The following is a 15,208-nucleotide window of genomic DNA, read 5'->3' as shown; positions in this document are numbered from 1 at the left end:
GTCAGCCGCCGCCGGGTTCCGCGGTGGGCGCGCCCAGCCGGTAGCCGACGCCGCGGACCGTCTCCAGCAGCCACGACCTGCCGAGCTTGGTGCGCAGGGTCGCGACGTGCACGTCCAGCGTCCGGTTGGCGCCCGACCAGGTGCGGCCCCAGATCTCGGCCAGGATGCGCTCGCGGGTGCAGACCGCGCCGCCCGCCGCGACGACCAGCGCCAACACCTGGAACTCCTTGCGCGACAGCGCGACGGACGCGCCCGCGACCGTCACCTCGTGCCGGGCCAGGTCGACCCGGACGTCGCCGATCGTGAACACCTCGGTCCCGGTGCCGCCGATGCCCACCGGGTCGCCGCGCCGCCTGCGGACCGCGTGCACGCGCGCCACGAGTTCGCCCACGTCGTAGGGCTTGACCAGGTAGTCGTCCGCGCCGGCGTGCAGACCGAGGATCCGGTCGTCGATCTCACCCCGCGCCGACACCACGATGATGGCCACGTCGCTGGCCGCGCGGATGCTCCGGCACAGCGTCACACCGTCCACATCGGGCAGTCCGAGATCGAGCAGAACGACATCCACCCCTAACAATCTGTCCAAAGTCCCCCTACCGGTAGCTTGACGATCTACCGTGAACCCACGTCGTGTCAGCGCCGGGACCAGCGCTTCTGCGACACGGTCGTCGTCCTCGACGAGCAGCACACGCACTGTGGTCCCTTTCGGGTAGGGGTCGCCGACCTGTGACAGAGTTGAGACCCTAAGTCTTGCTCAATGTCGTGGACTGGTGTGGTGGCGCACACCTAGGTTTTGCCCAGCGCTGACAATTGCCAGTTGGAGGATTCGATGACCGCCCCCACCACCGCACCGCCGATGATCAAGATGGCGGGCGTGGACAAGTTCTTCGGCCCTCTGCACGTTCTGAAGAACGTCGACCTGGAGGTGCCCAAGGGCCAGGTGGTCGTCGTGCTCGGCCCCTCGGGCTCCGGCAAGTCGACGCTGTGCCGCACGATCAACCGCCTCGAGCCGATCGACTCCGGCACGATCGAGGTCGACGGCCTGCCCCTTCCCGCCGAGGGCAAGGAGCTCGCCAGGCTCCGCGCGGACGTGGGCATGGTGTTCCAGTCGTTCAACCTGTTCGCGCACAAGAGCATCGTCGACAACGTGCTGCTCGCGCCGGTGAAGGTGCGCAAGGTGCCGCAGAAGGAGGCGCTCGAGCACGCGACGGAGCTGCTGGAGCGGGTCGGCATCGCCAACCAGGCCGGGAAGTACCCCGCGCAGCTCTCGGGCGGCCAGCAGCAGCGCGCCGCGATCGCGCGCGCGCTGGCCATGCGGCCCAAGGTCATGCTGTTCGACGAGCCGACCTCCGCACTGGACCCGGAGATGGTCCAGGAGGTGCTGGACGTCATGACGACGCTGGCCAAGGAAGGCATGACAATGCTCGTGGTCACCCACGAGATGGGATTCGCCCGCAAAGCCGCGGACCGCGTGATCTTCATGGCCGACGGGGAGATCGTCGAGGACTCGACGCCGAAGGAGTTCTTCTCCGCCCCGAAGTCGAATCGCGCGAAGGACTTCCTCGGGAAGATCCTGACCCACTGAAGTCCCAGCATTGGCGACGCCCGACAGGCGTCGCCCGATCCACACAGAGCAGGAGAAGGACGATGAGGGCTCGTACCCTTGCGGCGGTGCTGCTTGCCGGCGGCCTCGCGTTGACCGCATGCGGCAAGGAAGGCACCCCTGGAGACACGGGGGGCACGGCTCCCACGCAGGCCGTCGCGTCCGACGTGAAGCTGGACGGCTCGCCGACCTTCGAGAAGATCAAGACGCGCGGTCGCGTCGTCATCGGCGTCAAGGAGGACCAGCCCGGCCTGGGCTTCAAGGACCCGACGACGAACAAGTACAGCGGCTTCGACATCGAGATCGCCAAGCTGATGGCGGCGAAGCTCGGCTTCGCCGAGGACAAGATCGACTACAAGGCGATCGCGTCCGCCGGTCGTGAGCAGGCCCTGATCAACGGCGACGTCGACTACTACGTCGGCACGTACACGATCAACGCGGGTCGCAAGGAGAAGGTCGGCTTCGCGGGTCCGTACTACACCGCGGGTCAGGACCTGCTGGTGCGCAAGGACGACACGGCGATCACCGGCAAGGACGCCCTCAAGGGCAAGAAGGTCTGCTCCGTGACCGGCTCGACGCCGATCAAGAACGTCAAGGAGCAGGGCCTGACGGAGCCGGAGAACATCACCGAGTTCCAGAACTACTCGCAGTGCGTGGCCAAGCTGGCCGATGGTTCGATCGACGCCGTCACGACGGACGACGCGATCCTCAAGGGCTACGCCGCGCAGGAGTCGGACAAGTTCAAGGTCGTCGGCAAGCCGTTCTCGAACGAGCCCTACGGCATCGGTCTGTCCAAGGAGGACACCGTGCTGCGCGGCAAGTTCTTCGACGTCCTCGAGGCGGCGCTGAAGGACGGCACGTGGCAGTCGATCTACGACTCCACGCTGGGCAAGTCGGGATCCGCGGCCACCAAGCCGTTGATCGAGCGCTACTGACCCACGACGGTGGCCGGTGACCACGCCTGAGGGCGGGTCACCGGCCATCTCTCTACCCGAGCCCACCGGCAAGGAACCCCGATGAGTCTCCTTTCCACCTATTCCGGCCTCTTCCTGAGCGCGTTCGGCACCACTCTGAAGCTGTTCGCGTTCTCCGCGGTCGGATCCCTGCTGCTGGGGACGATCCTCGCCATGATGAGGGTCAGCCCCGTGCCGGTGTTCCGGGCAGCCGGGACCACCTACGTCACGCTGGTGCGCAACACACCGCTGACCCTGGTGTTCTTCTTCTTCACGTTCGCCTACCCGTTGCTGAAGATCCTGCAGCTGAACTACGAGCAGGGCGCGATCGTCGCCCTGAGCCTGTACACCTCCGCGTTCATCTGCGAGGTGGTCCGTTCGGGCATCAACACCGTCCCGGTCGGCCAGGCCGAGGCGTCGCGAGCGCTCGGACTCACCTTCACGCAGATGCTCGGGAGCGTCGTGCTGCCGCAGGCCATGCGGTCGGTCGTCCCACCGCTGGTGAGCACCCTGATCGCGTTGCTGAAGAACACGACCGTGTCGGCGGGCTTCTCCGTCGGGGACGCGGGCGCCATCCAGTCGACGCTCAACGAGCAGGGCGCGGACATGTTGGTCGGCCTGTCCTGGGTCGCGTTCTTCTTCGTGGTCCTGGTCCTGCCGCTGACCTTCCTGCAACGCAGCCTCGAGAAGCGCTGGAGCGTCGCCCGATGAGCAACGTGCTGTTCGACGTACCGGGCCCGAAGGCCAGGCTGCGCCACCGGATCCTCGCCGTGGTCGGCGTGGTCGGCGTGGTCGGCATCATCGGGTTCATCGGCTACCGCTTCTACGACAGCGGCCAGTTCGAGCCGAAGATGTGGGAGTGGCTGCAGTACTCGACGATCCAGGAGCAGCTCGGTGAGCGGATCCTGGCGACGCTGAAGGCCTTCGCCCTCGGTGCCGTCCTGGCCATGCTGTTCGGGGCCGTGCTGGCCGCGGGCAAGCTCTCGGAGCACGCGATCTGGCGCGGACCCGCGACGGTCATCGTCGAGGTCTTCCGGGCCATCCCGCTGCTGATCATGATCTTCTTCTTCTACTTCGGCCTTCCCGCCATCGACATCAAGATGTCGCAGTTCACCGCGGTCGTCATCGGTCTGACCCTCTACAACGGGTCGGTGCTCGCCGAGGTCTTCCGCGCGGGCATCATGTCGCTGCCGCGCGGGCAGACCGAGGCCGCCTACGCGCTCGGCATGCGCAAGACCCAGGTGATGGTGCTGGTCCTGCTCCCGCAGGCCCTGCGGGTGATGCTGCCGACCATCGTCAGCCAGCTCGTCGTGCTGCTGAAGGACACCGCGCTCGGCTTCATCATCAACTACAAGGAACTGCTCGACTACGCGAAGTACCTCGGCGGCCAAGCCCAGTTCGGCAGGCCCCTGGTACCGGTGACCCTCGTGGTGGCCGCGATCTACGTGACGATGTGCCTGCTGCTCACCTGGCTGGCCGTCACGCTGGAGAAGCGCAACCGCCGCGACAAGAAGGTCACCCCGACGGCGGGCAAGGCGCTGGACGACGTGGCCATCCCGGCCGCCGCCCAGTCCCTCTAGCCGGTAACGCGGAAGGGGCGCCCCCGGAGTCCTCCGGGGGCGCCCCTTCTTCGTTCCGCTCAGGTCTGGCGGCGGAAGATCTTGCTGCCCAGCCAGACGATGGGGTCGTACTTGCGGTCGGCGACGCGCTCCTTCATCGGGATGAGGGCGTTGTCGGTGATCTTGATGTGCTCCGGGCAGACCTCGGAGCAGCACTTGGTGATGTTGCACAGCCCGAGCCCGTGCTGCTCCTGCGCCGCGTCGACCCGGCCGCCCTCGTCGAGCGGGTGCATCTCCAGCTCGGCGACCCGCATCAGGAACCGGGGGCCCGCGAAGGCCTCCTTGTTCTCCTCGTGGTCGCGGATCACGTGGCAGGTGTCCTGGCACAGGAAGCACTCGATGCACTTGCGGAACTCCTGCGAGCGCTCCACGTCGACCTGCTGCATCCGGTACTCGCCGGGCGCGAGTCCCTTCGGCGGCTTGAACGACGGGATCTCGCGGGCCTTGGTGTAGTTGAACGACACGTCGGTCACGAGGTCGCGGATGATCGGGAACGTGCGCATGGGCGTGATCGTGATGGTCTCGCCCTCGGTGAACGTGGACATGCGGGTCATGCACAGCAGGCGCGGCCTGCCGTTGATCTCCGCCGAGCACGAGCCGCACTTGCCCGCCTTGCAGTTCCACCGGACGGCCAGGTCCCCGGCCTGGGTGGCCTGGAGCCGGTGGATGACGTCGAGGACGACCTCGCCCTCGTTCACCTCGACGGTGAAGTCCTCGAGTCCTCCGCCGTCGGCGTCGCCGCGCCAGACCCGGAAGTTCCCCTGGTAACCCATGTCAGCTCCCCAACTCGTCACCGGTGAGGTACTTCTCGAGCTCGCCCCGGTCGAACAGCTCCAGCAGGTCCTCGCGGATCGGGATCTGCGGTTTCACCACCACGTCCACATCGGACTCCCCGGAGACCGCGCACACCAGCAGCTTCCGCCGCCAGTCCGAGTCCATCGCGGGGTAGTCGTCGCGGGTGTGGCCACCGCGGCTCTCGGTGCGCAGCAGCGCGGCCTTGGCGACGCACTCGCTGACCACCAGCATGTTCCGCAGGTCCAGCGCGAGGTGCCAGCCGGGGTTGAACTGCCGGTGGCCCTCGACGGTCAGCGTGCGCGCGCGGGCCTTCAGGCCCTCGAGGCGTTCCAGCGCCTGCTCGATCTCCTCGGCCTTGCGGATGATGCCGACGAGGTCGTTCATCGTCTGCTGCAACTCCATGTGCAGCGTGTACGGGTTCTCCCCGCCGTCCCCGGAGAACGGGGCCAGCGCGACCTCCTGCGCCCGCGCCACGGCCGCCTCGGACGGCACCGGCCGCGCCGGGAGCGCCGCCACGTAGTCCGACGCGCCGGAGCCCGCGCGGCGGCCGAACACCAGCAGGTCCGACAGCGAGTTGCCGCCGAGCCGGTTGGAGCCGTGCATGCCGCCGGACACCTCGCCCGCCGCGAACAGTCCGGGCACCGACGACGCGCCGGTGTCCGGGTCGACCTCCACGCCGCCCATGACGTAGTGGCAGGTCGGTCCGACCTCCATCGGCTGGGCGGTGATGTCGACGTCGGCGAGTTCCTTGAACTGGTGGTGCATCGACGGCAGCCGCCGGGTGATCTCCTCGGCGGGCAACCGGGTCGACACGTCCAGGAAGACGCCGCCGTGCTCGGTGCCGCGCCCGGCCTTCACCTCGGAGTTGATCGCGCGCGCGACCTCGTCGCGCGGCAGCAACTCCGGTGGCCGCCGGTTGTTGTCGGCGTCGGCGTACCAGCGGTCGCCCTCGGCCTCGCTGTCGGCGTACTTCTCCTTGAAGACCTCGGGGATGTAGTCGAACATGAACCGCTTGCCCTCGGAGTTCCGCAGCACGCCGCCGTCGCCGCGGACCGACTCGGTGACCAGGATGCCCTTCACGCTGGGCGGCCAGACCATGCCGGTCGGGTGGAACTGGATGAACTCCATGTTGATCAGCGAGGCTCCCGCGCGCAGCGCCAGCGCGTGGCCGTCGCCGGTGTACTCCCAGGAGTTCGAGGTGACCTTGAACGACTTGCCGATGCCGCCGGTCGCGAGGATCACCGAGGGCGAGGTGAACAGGGCGAACCGGCCGGACTCGCGCCAGTAGCCGAACGCCCCGGCGATCCGGCCGTCCTCGACCAGCAGGTCGCTGACCGTGAACTCCTGGAACACCTTGAGCTTGGCCTCGTAGTCGCCGGTCTCGGCGTGGTCCTCCTGCTGGAGCGACACGATCTTCTGCTGGAGGGTGCGGATCAGCTCCAAGCCGGTGCGGTCGCCGACGTGCGCGAGCCGCGGGTACTCGTGGCCGCCGAAGTTGCGCTGGCTGACCCGGCCGTCGGCGGTGCGGTCGAACAGCGCGCCGTAGGTCTCCAGCTCCCAGACGCGGTCCGGGGCCTCCTGGGCGTGCAGCTCGGCCATCCGCCAGTTGTTGAGGAACTTGCCGCCGCGCATGGTGTCGCGGAAGTGGACCTGCCAGCTGTCCTTGGAGTTCACGTTGCCCATGGACGCGGCGATGCCGCCCTCGGCCATGACCGTGTGCGCCTTGCCGAACAGCGACTTGCACAGCACCGCCGTGCGCATCCCGTGCTCCCGGGCCTCGATCGCGGCACGCAGTCCGGCGCCTCCGGCACCGATGACGAGGACGTCGAACGAGTGCCGTTCCAGCTCGGCCAAGGTTGTGCTCCCTAGTTGACGATGCGCAGGTCGCCGATGACCCCGGAGGCGACGAGCGCGATGTAGAGGTCGGTCAGGCAGACGAAGACCAGCGACGACCACGCGAGCTGCATGTGCCTGCCGTTGAGCTTCGAGATCTTCTGCCACATCCAGTAGCGGACGGGGTGCTTGGAGAAGTGCTTGAGCTTGCCGCCCATGATGTGCCTGCACGAGTGGCAGGACAGCGTGTACGCCGCCAGCAGACCGACGTTGACCAGCAGGATGATGTTGCCGAGTCCGATGCCGAAGCCCTTCTCACCGGAGAAGGCGGCTATCGCGTCGTAGATGTTGATCAGCAGCAGGATCGAGGCCGCGTAGAAGAAGTAGCGGTGCAGGTTCTGCGCGATCAGCGGCGCTTTGGTCTCGCCGGTGTACGTGCTGTGCGGCTCCGCGACGGCGCACGCGGGCGGGGACATCCAGACCGCCCGGTAGTAGGCCTTGCGGTAGTAGTAGCAGGTGATCCGGAATCCCAGCAGGAACGGGATGATGAAGATCGGCGGCGTGAGGAAGCCGGGCAGCTCCGGCAGCGGCTGGCCGAAGTGGCTGGCCGCCGGGACGCACTCGGCACTCAGGCAGGGCGAGTACATGGGCGTCAGGTAGTGGTACTCCGACACCCAGTAGTAGTCGTTCATGAACGTGCGGACCGCGGCGTAGACCGAGATCAGGCCCAGACCGAGGACCGTCAGCAGCGGTGAGAGCCACCACCGGTCCGTGCGGAGCGTGCGCTCGGAGATCTGCGCCCTCACCAACTGGCCCACCTCGGTTTCCACGTCGTTGTGGCTGCGGCCGCAACGGCCTCGACCCCCGCTTTCCGGCGGGGGCCGAGGTGGAGTGTCGCAGGTCACCTAGCGATGACGATAGCCACCCAGGCCTTCCTCGTCAGCGTCCTGCCAGAGGGACGAGTCGTAGGGCGTGTCGGGCACGACGACCACCTCCCGCTCGAGGAGCGGCACCTGCCGCGGCCGCGGCGGCGAGTCGATGTCGAGCAGTTCCGTGGCGTCGATGTCCATGCGCTCGATGTCGTTGGCAAGCCGCTGCACTGCGGCAACGTCGCCATACCGCCCGCGCAGGGAGCCGACGCACTGCCTGAGCTGACCCAGTGCACGCCTCAACTCGACGATCTCCGTGGACGTCATGTCGCACCTCCGTTACCGAGGTCCCCGTGGTGATCCCGACGTCGACTCTGCCTTGTCCAGAGGCTTGTGACAAGCGACACACACCAAGATTTAATTCGCACTTCTCCAACGGTTACTGAATCGGTCCCTGTATCGGTTCTGTTGGAAAAGGCCCAGGTGACCTATCCTGACCGGAGCATGACCTTTCCCTCGAAGTCAGCGATACCGCAGTCCACCGGGTCCCACAACGGCCCCTGAGCACCGGAGCCAGTCATGAGCCCGACGCACTCCGTGGTCACCGAGGTGACCCGACGCATAGCCACCCGCAGCGCCGCCCGCCGCACCGCCTACCTCGAACGCGTGGCGGCCGCCGCGACGGAGAGCACCACCCGGACCGGCATGGGGTGCAGCAACCTCGCCCACGGCTTCGCGGGCATCACCGGCGGCGACAAGGCCGCGCTGCGGGCGCTGCGGAGGCCGAACATCGGCATCGTGTCCGCCTACAACGACATGCTGTCGGCGCACCAGCCGATGGACGAGTACCCGGCGTGGATCAAGGACGCCGCACGGGGCGTCGGCGGGGTCGCGCAGTTCGCGGGCGGTGTGCCCGCGATGTGCGACGGCATCACCCAGGGCCGCGATGGCATGGAGCTGTCGCTGTTCAGCCGCGACGTCATCGCGATGTCCACCGGGGTGGCGCTGGCCCACGACATGTTCGACGCGACGCTGCTGCTCGGGGTGTGCGACAAGATCGTCCCCGGCATGCTGATCGGCGCGCTGTCATTCGGCCACCTGCCCGCGATCCTGGTGCCCGCCGGCCCCATGAGCTCCGGTCTGACGAACTCCGAGAAGAGCCGCGTCCGCCAGCTCTACGCCGAGGGCAAGGCCACCCGCGAGGACCTCCTCGAAGCCGAGGCCGCGTCCTACCACAGCCCCGGCACCTGCACGTTCTACGGAACGGCCAACTCGAACCAGCTCGTCAACGAGGTCATGGGCCTGCACCTGCCGGGCGCGACCTTCGTGCCGCCGGGCACGCCGCTGCGGCGCGCGCTGACCGAGGAGGCCGCCCGCCGCGCGATCGCGATCAGCCGCGGCGCCGAGTACACGCCCCTCGGGCACGTCGTCGACGAGCGCTCGATCGTGAACGGCGTGATCGCGCTGCTGGCCACCGGCGGCTCGACCAACCTGACCATGCACCTGGTCGCCATCGCGTCCGCCGCGGGCGTCGAGCTGAGCTGGGACGACTTCTCCGACCTCTCGTCGGTCGTGCCGCTGCTGTCGCGGGTCTACCCGAACGGCAGCGCGGACATCAACCACTTCCAGGCCGCGGGCGGCGTGCAGTTCCTGGTCGGCACGCTGCTCGACGCGGGTCTGCTGCACCGCGACGTGCACACCGTCGCCGGGTTCGGGCTCGACCGGTACCGCACGGAGCCGGTGCTCGTCGACGGCGAGCTGATCTGGCGCGACGGCCCGACCGAGAGCCTCGACAAGGCCGTGCTGCGCGGCGCCGACGAGCCGTTCGCCGCCGACGGCGGGCTGCGCATGATGGCGGGCAACCTCGGCCGCGCGGTGATCAAGGTGTCCGCCGTCGCCCCGGAGAACCGGGTCGTCGAGGCGCCCGCTCGCGTGTTCACCACCCAGGAGGCGTTCGCCTCGGCGTTCCAGGCGGGCGAACTGGACCGCGACGTCGTCGTGGTCGTCCGCAACCAGGGCCCGCAGGCCAACGGCATGCCCGAACTGCACAAGCTGACGCCGCCGCTCGGCGTCCTGATGGACCGCGGGTACAAGATCGCGATCGTGACCGACGGCCGCATGTCCGGCGCGTCCGGCAAGATCCCCGCCGCCATCCAGCTCACCCCGGAGGCCGCCGTCGGCGGTCCGCTCGGCCGGGTGCGCGACGGCGACGTCGTGCGGCTCGACGCCGAGACCGGGACGCTGGAGGTGTTCGTCGACGCCGCCGAGCTGGCCGCCCGGCCGATGGTCGACTTCCCCGCCGACGAGCAGGCGTGGACCGGCACGGGCCGCGAGCTGTTCGCCGCCCTGCGCCGCGCGGTCGGCCCGGCCGACCGCGGCGCCAGCGTCTTCGGGCCGGTGGCCGCCTCGCACTTCGAGGGTCAGTGGGACCGGGCTTCGCGATAGCCGTTCGAGCCTTGGCGGGATCGGGGCGTCCGGGGTGCGCCGGTCAAATGTAGTATTGCTTCATTATGAAGCACGTACACAAATCCTCGGAGGGCATGATCGAGGATGACCAGGGCTTTCTCCACGATCCCGGCGTCCGGGCGGCGATGGGCCCGTTCGCGCTGGACGGCGACACCCTCGCGCTGGAGGCCGCCGCGGCCGTCCGTTCGGCCGCGCAGGCCGTCGACCGGCTGCGGGGGCACGGAGCGGGCGGCCGCGGTCTCAGCGCGGGCGCGCTCGACGTCCTCGTCCGGCTGAACACGGGCCCCGAAGAGGGCTTGACCATCGGCGAACTCGCCCGCGCGGCCGGGGTCAGCTCGCGCAACGTCACCGGCCTCGTCGACACGCTGGCCGGTGACGGGCTGGTGGAGCGCGTCCCGGACAAGCGCGACCGCCGGTCGGTCCGGGTCCGCGTCACCACCGCGGGCCGCGAGTGGCTGGCCGCCTTCCGCGCGCCTACCAACCGCGCCATGGACGCGCTCTTCAGCGGGTTCACCACGGACGAGCTGTCCCTGTTCCGGCACCTGTGCCTCCGCCTCGTGGAGAACCAGCGCCGGATCGAGCAGCACCTCAACGCCGACCAGGAGACGACATGACCACCGGCCCCGCCGTCCGCGGCACGGTCAGGACGTACCACGAAGCCCGCTTCCTGGGGGACGTGGCGACGGCCGCCGCCCAGATCGGCGACGGCTTCCGGTTCCGCAGCCCGTTCGTCACCTCCGACAGCGCGACCGGCCACCTCGACGGGCTGGACGGGCTGCTCTCCATCGTCACCGGCGTCGACCTGGTCAGCGAGCTCTACGGCGACGCGGAGGCGACCCTGGTCTACGACGTGCACACCGCCTCGCCCGTCGGCACCCAGCGCACGGCCGAGCACTTCCGCCTCGCGGACGGCCGGATCACCTCGATCCTGCTGATCTTCGACGGCGCACCCTGGCAGGCGCTCATGGCCGCGGTGGGCCCGTCCCCCGCCGCCACGGGCGCGTAGCCGGACTCGGCGGTCCACAGTGGACACCGATTGCGGCCGCGGCTTCCGGCCGTTCCGGATCGAACCACTCATCTAGGCTGGAACCGGGACCTCGGCCTCTACGGCCGTCGACGTTCCCCCGGTGACCAGCGCCGACAACCACACCCAGGAGGTTTCGCGGTGACCACCAGCGCGGATCTGCTCACGCTGTCCCCCGTCATCCCGGTCGTCGTCGTGGACGACGCCGACCACGCCGTGCCGTTGGCGCGGGCGTTGCTGCGCGGCGGGGTCCGCGTGATCGAGTTGACGCTGCGGACGCCCGCGGCGCTGGCGGCGATCGAGCGGGTCGCGGCGGAGGTGCCGGAGATCGTGATCGGGGCGGGCACGGTGACGACGCCGGAACTGGCCGAGCAGGCGACGAAGGCCGGGGCGGCGTTCCTGGTGACGCCGGGCTGCACCGAGCGGCTGCTGAACGCCGTGGAGGACACCGGGCTGCCGTTCCTGCCGGGCGCGGCGACCGTGTCGGAGGCGCTGCGGCTGTTCGAGCGCGGGCTGACGGCGCTCAAGTTCTTCCCCGCGGAGGCCGCGGGGGGCGTGGACTACCTGAAGTCGATCGGTGGCCCGCTGCCGCAGCTGAGCTTCTGCCCGACGGGTGGCATCATGCCGGAGACGGCGCCGAAGTACCTGGCGCTGCCGAACGTGGGCTGCGTCGGCGGCTCGTGGCTGGCCCCGAAGGACGCGCTCGCCGCGGGTGACTTCGGCCGGATCGAAGCGCTCGCCAAGGCGGCGTCCGGGCTCCGGTAGCACTCCTCCGGACCGGCGTCCCAGCCCCGCTCCGGCGGGTCGTGGCGCCGGTCGAGGGCGGCTTCCTCAACCGAGCAGGTACAGGGCCTCGCTGATCGAGTCGGCCACCGGCACACCGGCGGCCGCCAGCTTGGCGCGGCTCATCACGCCGGTGGTGACGAGCACGCAGCTCGCCCCGACGTGCGCGGCGGCCTCGGCGTCGTCCACGACGTCGCCGATCAGCACGACGTCGGCCGGGTCGAGGTCCTGCGCGGCCAGGTGGTCGGCGAGGTGCGAGGCCTTGGACCCGCCGCCCAGAACGCCCTCGCGCAGCCCGTCGATCCTGGTGAACAGCCCGGTCAGCCGGAACTCGCGGACCAGCTCGACCAGCTCGTGGTGGTACCACATCGACAGCAGCGACTGGGTGCGCCCGAGGTCGCCCCACGCGTGCAGGTGCTCCGGCACGCCGTCCGCGAGCGCGCAGAGCGACAGCAGGTCCCGGTAGTGGTCGTGGTAGATCGCGTCGATGCGCGACCACGCCGCCGCGTCCAGCTCCTGGGCCAGCAGCTGCTCGTAGCACTGCTGCAACGGCCTGCTGAACACCGAACGCCAGTGCTCCAGCGTGATGGACGTGCGACCGAAGCCCGCGCAGACCGCGTTGACGGCCGAGAGGACCGCGTCGTTGTCCGCCAGCAGGGTGCCGTTCCAGTCCCACACGACGTGCTTGATCTCCACGGCGTGCACCCTAACGCCCGGTGTCGACCCACTGGACGTGGTGCGCCTCGGTGGGATCCGGCGCCTCCCACTGGGCGATCAGCCGTTCCACGACCGCGGCGGGCACCGGTTCGGCCCGTGACCGGTTGCGGGCGCGCAGCACGTCCGGCGGCGCTTCGAGCCCCACCAGCGTGACCCGCGCGCGGTAGTCGGCGGCCAGCCCGACGCACCGCTCCCGGAGTCGGCGCGACACGTTGGTCGCGTTCCACACGAACCGCTCCCCCGCCCGCAGGTGCGCCCGCGCCAGGTCGAACGCCGCCGCGACCACCGCCCGCTGGTCGCCGCCGGGGCCGATGCCCCGCTGGGCCCGGACCGCGTCCAGGCTCACCACCGGCCAGCCCGCGCGGTGCTCCGCGATCCAGTGGTCCTTGCCGACACCGGGCAGTCCGGACAGGACGGTCACGTCCACGCGCGTGTCGTCGTAGGCCGCGTAGTCGGGATCGCGGCCGGGAGTGCGGAAGTACTGGAAGCGCGCGTGCGCCGAGGCGAACCGCCGGGGCCGGTCGAGGCAGTCCAGTTCGCGGCAGTACTCGCGGAACAGCGCGATGTTCTCCAGGACGCCGTCCGCGTCGCCGCACACCCGGCCGAGGATGTCGGCGGTGGCCAGGATCGCCAGGTCGTCGTTGCGCGCCAGCAGGCTGGCCCGGAACGCGATGCGCTCCAGGTCGAGCCGTTCCAGCGCCCAGAACGGCACCTGGTGGTGGTTGACCAGCGCGGCCACGTGCTCCCGCCACACCGGCGGCGCCCCCAGCTCCCACAGGATCCGCCGGGCCAGCAGGTCGCCGTGCCGCGAATGCCCGTGGGCGGTGACCCGCCCGTGCTCGTCGACCCGCGTCCGGAACGGTTTCGCGGAGTCGTGCAGCAGCACCGCCGCGAACAGCCGCACCCGCTCCTCCGACGGCCGGGCCCGCCACTCCGGCAGCCCCGCCAGGGCTTCGCACGCCATCCGGGTGTGCGTGGCGACATCGCCTTCGGCGTGGTGGCGCGGATCCTGGACGACCCCGCGCAACCGCCGGACCCACTCGAACGCGGCCTCGATCCGATCCCACGGCACCGTCCACTCAGGACCTACCGGGCAGAGCTCCTCAAAGACCTCCACGCGCGGCCTCCCCCAGCCGGTTCGGCAGGACCGGCCGCGACGCCCAGTGGCTGCCCGAGTCCAGCACCGCGGTGAGGAAACCGGGCCGCACCCACTTGTACCGGTCGACGGTCTCGTCACCGACCTCGACCTTGATGTACAGCCCCTCCATGAAGTCGTCGCGATCCGTCTCGGCCACCACCCGCGCCGGATCGAGCCCGGCGTCGACAGCCGCCTCCACCAGCACGTCCCGCCAGCGCGGCGTCCGGCAGGTCGACGGCCCGAGCAGCGCGGTGAGCGACGCCAGGTCCGGCAACGGCCCCGAGTGCAGCACCGGCACCGACACCACCGACGTGCCTTCGAGCAGCCGCGCCCGCGCCGGTGTGGACAGGAACGCGCCCGTCTCCCGGTCGAGGACGTCGAACTCGCAGAAGAAGTGCGGGAGCGCGTCGTAGAACACGGTGTGCTTGGCGTACAACCATTCCCCGTACAGGACGTACCTGGCGCCCAACCGCTCCCACAGCACCGGCCGAACCCCTGCCGCCCAGGCCTTGAACCGCGCGAACTGCCGCTCCCTGGGCCCACCGGTCAGGAAGTGCCCCCGACTCTGCAACAGCAACGACCCGTCGGCGTCGAAACTGACACCCGCGTTCGCCCCGTCCACCTTCTCCTCGACCACGACATGGCATCCCGCGATCGCCGAGAACGCCACCGAGTCGAGGTCCTCGTCACCCGGCTGTCGACGGGACCCCTCGAGGTGACGGGTCCGGGGGTACTTGCGCAACATGGCGCCTTTGTAACCGACCGGCCCACCACCGGGCCACCGGATAAACCGTCAGGCGATCCCCGACGACTCCACGTCCCAGACCAGCGTCTTCGGCGTCGCCAGGTTGAACTCGGACGCGGTCCCCAGCACCTCGAGGTGGATCGCCCGCCGCAGGAACATCGACCCCACCGCCGTCACGGCCCGATCCGCCGTCTGCACCGCGATCCCCGTGACGGTGAACTGCCCGTACGGCTTCTGCTCGAACGTCGCCCGCACCACGTCACCGTGACCGACGCTGTCGATCAACTCCCGCACCGACTCGTACTCGCCGTAGTTCGCGGACACCGCTTCCCCGATCGACACCACGTCATCCCCGCCCACGGCCAACGCCAACAGCGCCTTGTCCGGCTTGAGCCCCGACTCGATGGTGAGGCCTCCGACGAGGAAGTTCTTGACGCAGTCCGACCAGGACGCCTGGCCCTCGACGCGGAACACCCCGTACTTCTCGTACCGGATCGTCGCACTCACGTGATGCCCCGCCTTCAGCTCGGCGAGCCGCGAGGTCATCGTCTTGACATCCCGACGCGCGGGCGGCGTCAGCAGGTCGGCCGTCTTCACCATTGGTCATCCCCCTTTTCGTTCCGCGGCACGGATCCACCGCAGACGCGAAAGCCTAACGACCAC

General features: G+C 69.6%; 17 protein-coding genes. 8 read left to right on the top strand and 9 right to left on the bottom strand.

Annotated features, from left to right (window positions below):
* Position 1 precedes the first annotated feature (1 nt).
* Entirely contained in the window at positions 2 to 694 is a 693-nt protein-coding gene (locus tag RM788_RS36320) for a response regulator transcription factor (protein WP_315923648.1), read from the bottom strand.
* A gap of 162 nt (positions 695 to 856) precedes the next feature.
* Here RM788_RS36320 and RM788_RS36315 point away from each other — a divergent pair, with 162 nt between their 5' ends.
* The 4 genes from RM788_RS36315 to RM788_RS36300 all read left to right on the top strand — a co-directional run bounded on the left by RM788_RS36315 (position 857) and on the right by RM788_RS36300 (position 4,136).
* Positions 857 to 1,585: an amino acid ABC transporter ATP-binding protein gene (locus RM788_RS36315; protein WP_315934846.1), complete on the top strand. Its 729-nt coding sequence runs from the start codon at positions 857 to 859 to the stop codon at positions 1,583 to 1,585.
* A 62-nt stretch (positions 1,586 to 1,647) separates the two neighbouring features.
* Entirely contained in the window at positions 1,648 to 2,538 is an 891-nt protein-coding gene (locus tag RM788_RS36310; protein ID WP_315923646.1) for a glutamate ABC transporter substrate-binding protein, read from the top strand.
* Positions 2,539 to 2,619: 81 nt separating this feature from the next.
* Positions 2,620 to 3,267 carry an amino acid ABC transporter permease gene (locus RM788_RS36305; RefSeq protein ID WP_315923643.1) on the top strand — a complete coding sequence of 216 codons (648 nt, stop codon included), beginning with the start codon at positions 2,620 to 2,622 and terminating at the stop codon, positions 3,265 to 3,267.
* Complete coding sequence (locus RM788_RS36300; protein WP_315923641.1) at positions 3,264 to 4,136, top strand: amino acid ABC transporter permease; 873 nt, start codon at positions 3,264 to 3,266, stop codon at positions 4,134 to 4,136. Before RM788_RS36305 ends, RM788_RS36300 begins: the two co-directional genes overlap by 4 nt.
* A gap of 59 nt (positions 4,137 to 4,195) precedes the next feature.
* On the opposite strand, the gene RM788_RS36295 is transcribed toward RM788_RS36300, so the two are convergent.
* The 4 genes from RM788_RS36295 to RM788_RS36280 form a co-directional block, all read right to left on the bottom strand.
* Complete coding sequence (locus RM788_RS36295; protein WP_315923639.1) at positions 4,196 to 4,948, bottom strand: succinate dehydrogenase/fumarate reductase iron-sulfur subunit; 753 nt, start codon at positions 4,946 to 4,948, stop codon at positions 4,196 to 4,198.
* Position 4,949: 1 nt separating this feature from the next.
* Positions 4,950 to 6,824 carry a fumarate reductase/succinate dehydrogenase flavoprotein subunit gene (locus RM788_RS36290; protein ID WP_315923637.1) on the bottom strand — a complete coding sequence of 625 codons (1,875 nt, stop codon included), beginning with the start codon at positions 6,822 to 6,824 and terminating at the stop codon, positions 4,950 to 4,952.
* A gap of 11 nt (positions 6,825 to 6,835) precedes the next feature.
* Positions 6,836 to 7,633: a succinate dehydrogenase subunit SdhC gene (locus RM788_RS36285; RefSeq protein WP_315923635.1), complete on the bottom strand. Its 798-nt coding sequence runs from the start codon at positions 7,631 to 7,633 to the stop codon at positions 6,836 to 6,838.
* Positions 7,634 to 7,708: 75 nt separating this feature from the next.
* Complete coding sequence (locus RM788_RS36280) at positions 7,709 to 7,999, bottom strand: Rv0250c family protein (protein ID WP_315923633.1); 291 nt, start codon at positions 7,997 to 7,999, stop codon at positions 7,709 to 7,711.
* Positions 8,000 to 8,251: 252 nt separating this feature from the next.
* Here RM788_RS36280 and edd point away from each other — a divergent pair, with 252 nt between their 5' ends.
* From edd to eda, 4 genes are all read left to right on the top strand, one after another.
* Positions 8,252 to 10,117 (top strand): phosphogluconate dehydratase, encoded by a 1,866-nt coding sequence (gene edd / locus RM788_RS36275; RefSeq protein ID WP_315923631.1) that lies wholly within the window; start codon positions 8,252 to 8,254, stop codon positions 10,115 to 10,117.
* A gap of 95 nt (positions 10,118 to 10,212) precedes the next feature.
* Positions 10,213 to 10,752 carry a MarR family winged helix-turn-helix transcriptional regulator gene (locus RM788_RS36270; RefSeq protein ID WP_315923629.1) on the top strand — a complete coding sequence of 180 codons (540 nt, stop codon included), beginning with the start codon at positions 10,213 to 10,215 and terminating at the stop codon, positions 10,750 to 10,752.
* On the top strand, positions 10,749 to 11,144 hold the full coding sequence (locus RM788_RS36265) for a hypothetical protein (protein WP_315923626.1): 396 nt from the start codon (positions 10,749 to 10,751) through the stop codon (positions 11,142 to 11,144). The genes RM788_RS36270 and RM788_RS36265 overlap by 4 nt, the downstream gene beginning before the upstream one ends.
* Before the next feature lie 159 nt (positions 11,145 to 11,303).
* Positions 11,304 to 11,927 carry a bifunctional 4-hydroxy-2-oxoglutarate aldolase/2-dehydro-3-deoxy-phosphogluconate aldolase gene (gene eda, locus RM788_RS36260; protein ID WP_315923624.1) on the top strand — a complete coding sequence of 208 codons (624 nt, stop codon included), beginning with the start codon at positions 11,304 to 11,306 and terminating at the stop codon, positions 11,925 to 11,927.
* Positions 11,928 to 11,993: 66 nt separating this feature from the next.
* On the opposite strand, the gene RM788_RS36255 is transcribed toward eda, so the two are convergent.
* Genes RM788_RS36255 through RM788_RS36240 form a run of 4 tightly spaced genes read right to left on the bottom strand, consistent with a single transcriptional unit; the run spans position 11,994 to position 15,145 of the window.
* On the bottom strand, positions 11,994 to 12,641 hold the full coding sequence (locus tag RM788_RS36255; protein WP_315923622.1) for an HAD family hydrolase: 648 nt from the start codon (positions 12,639 to 12,641) through the stop codon (positions 11,994 to 11,996).
* A gap of 10 nt (positions 12,642 to 12,651) precedes the next feature.
* Positions 12,652 to 13,779 carry an AAA family ATPase gene (locus tag RM788_RS36250; protein ID WP_315923621.1) on the bottom strand — a complete coding sequence of 376 codons (1,128 nt, stop codon included), beginning with the start codon at positions 13,777 to 13,779 and terminating at the stop codon, positions 12,652 to 12,654.
* The gene (locus RM788_RS36245; protein ID WP_315923619.1) at positions 13,766 to 14,545 is read right to left on the bottom strand and encodes an RNA ligase family protein; all 780 of its coding nucleotides are present in this window, start codon (positions 14,543 to 14,545) and stop codon (positions 13,766 to 13,768) included. Before RM788_RS36245 ends, RM788_RS36250 begins: the two co-directional genes overlap by 14 nt.
* Before the next feature lie 48 nt (positions 14,546 to 14,593).
* Positions 14,594 to 15,145 carry a hypothetical protein gene (locus RM788_RS36240; protein ID WP_315923617.1) on the bottom strand — a complete coding sequence of 184 codons (552 nt, stop codon included), beginning with the start codon at positions 15,143 to 15,145 and terminating at the stop codon, positions 14,594 to 14,596.
* Between the last annotated feature and the right edge of the window lie 63 nt (positions 15,146 to 15,208).

This window comes from Umezawaea sp. Da 62-37, from assembly GCF_032460545.1.
In the GTDB taxonomy this organism is placed as follows: Bacteria; Actinomycetota; Actinomycetes; order Mycobacteriales; family Pseudonocardiaceae; genus Umezawaea.
This window is presented reverse-complemented; position numbering and strand designations above follow the sequence as displayed.

Coding starts and splice junctions, on each gene's coding strand:
- RM788_RS36280 (WP_315923633.1), bottom strand. CDS start 7,999: ATGACGTCCACGGAGATCGTCGAGTTGAGGCGTGCACTGGGTCAGCTC.
- RM788_RS36245 (WP_315923619.1), bottom strand. CDS start 14,545: ATGTTGCGCAAGTACCCCCGGACCCGTCACCTCGAGGGGTCCCGTCGA.
- RM788_RS36300 (WP_315923641.1), top strand. CDS start 3,264: ATGAGCAACGTGCTGTTCGACGTACCGGGCCCGAAGGCCAGGCTGCGC.
- RM788_RS36295 (WP_315923639.1), bottom strand. CDS start 4,948: ATGGGTTACCAGGGGAACTTCCGGGTCTGGCGCGGCGACGCCGACGGC.
- RM788_RS36315 (WP_315934846.1), top strand. CDS start 857: ATGATCAAGATGGCGGGCGTGGACAAGTTCTTCGGCCCTCTGCACGTT.
- RM788_RS36240 (WP_315923617.1), bottom strand. CDS start 15,145: ATGGTGAAGACGGCCGACCTGCTGACGCCGCCCGCGCGTCGGGATGTC.
- RM788_RS36305 (WP_315923643.1), top strand. CDS start 2,620: ATGAGTCTCCTTTCCACCTATTCCGGCCTCTTCCTGAGCGCGTTCGGC.
- RM788_RS36310 (WP_315923646.1), top strand. CDS start 1,648: ATGAGGGCTCGTACCCTTGCGGCGGTGCTGCTTGCCGGCGGCCTCGCG.
- RM788_RS36265 (WP_315923626.1), top strand. CDS start 10,749: ATGACCACCGGCCCCGCCGTCCGCGGCACGGTCAGGACGTACCACGAA.
- edd (WP_315923631.1), top strand. CDS start 8,252: ATGAGCCCGACGCACTCCGTGGTCACCGAGGTGACCCGACGCATAGCC.
- RM788_RS36270 (WP_315923629.1), top strand. CDS start 10,213: ATGATCGAGGATGACCAGGGCTTTCTCCACGATCCCGGCGTCCGGGCG.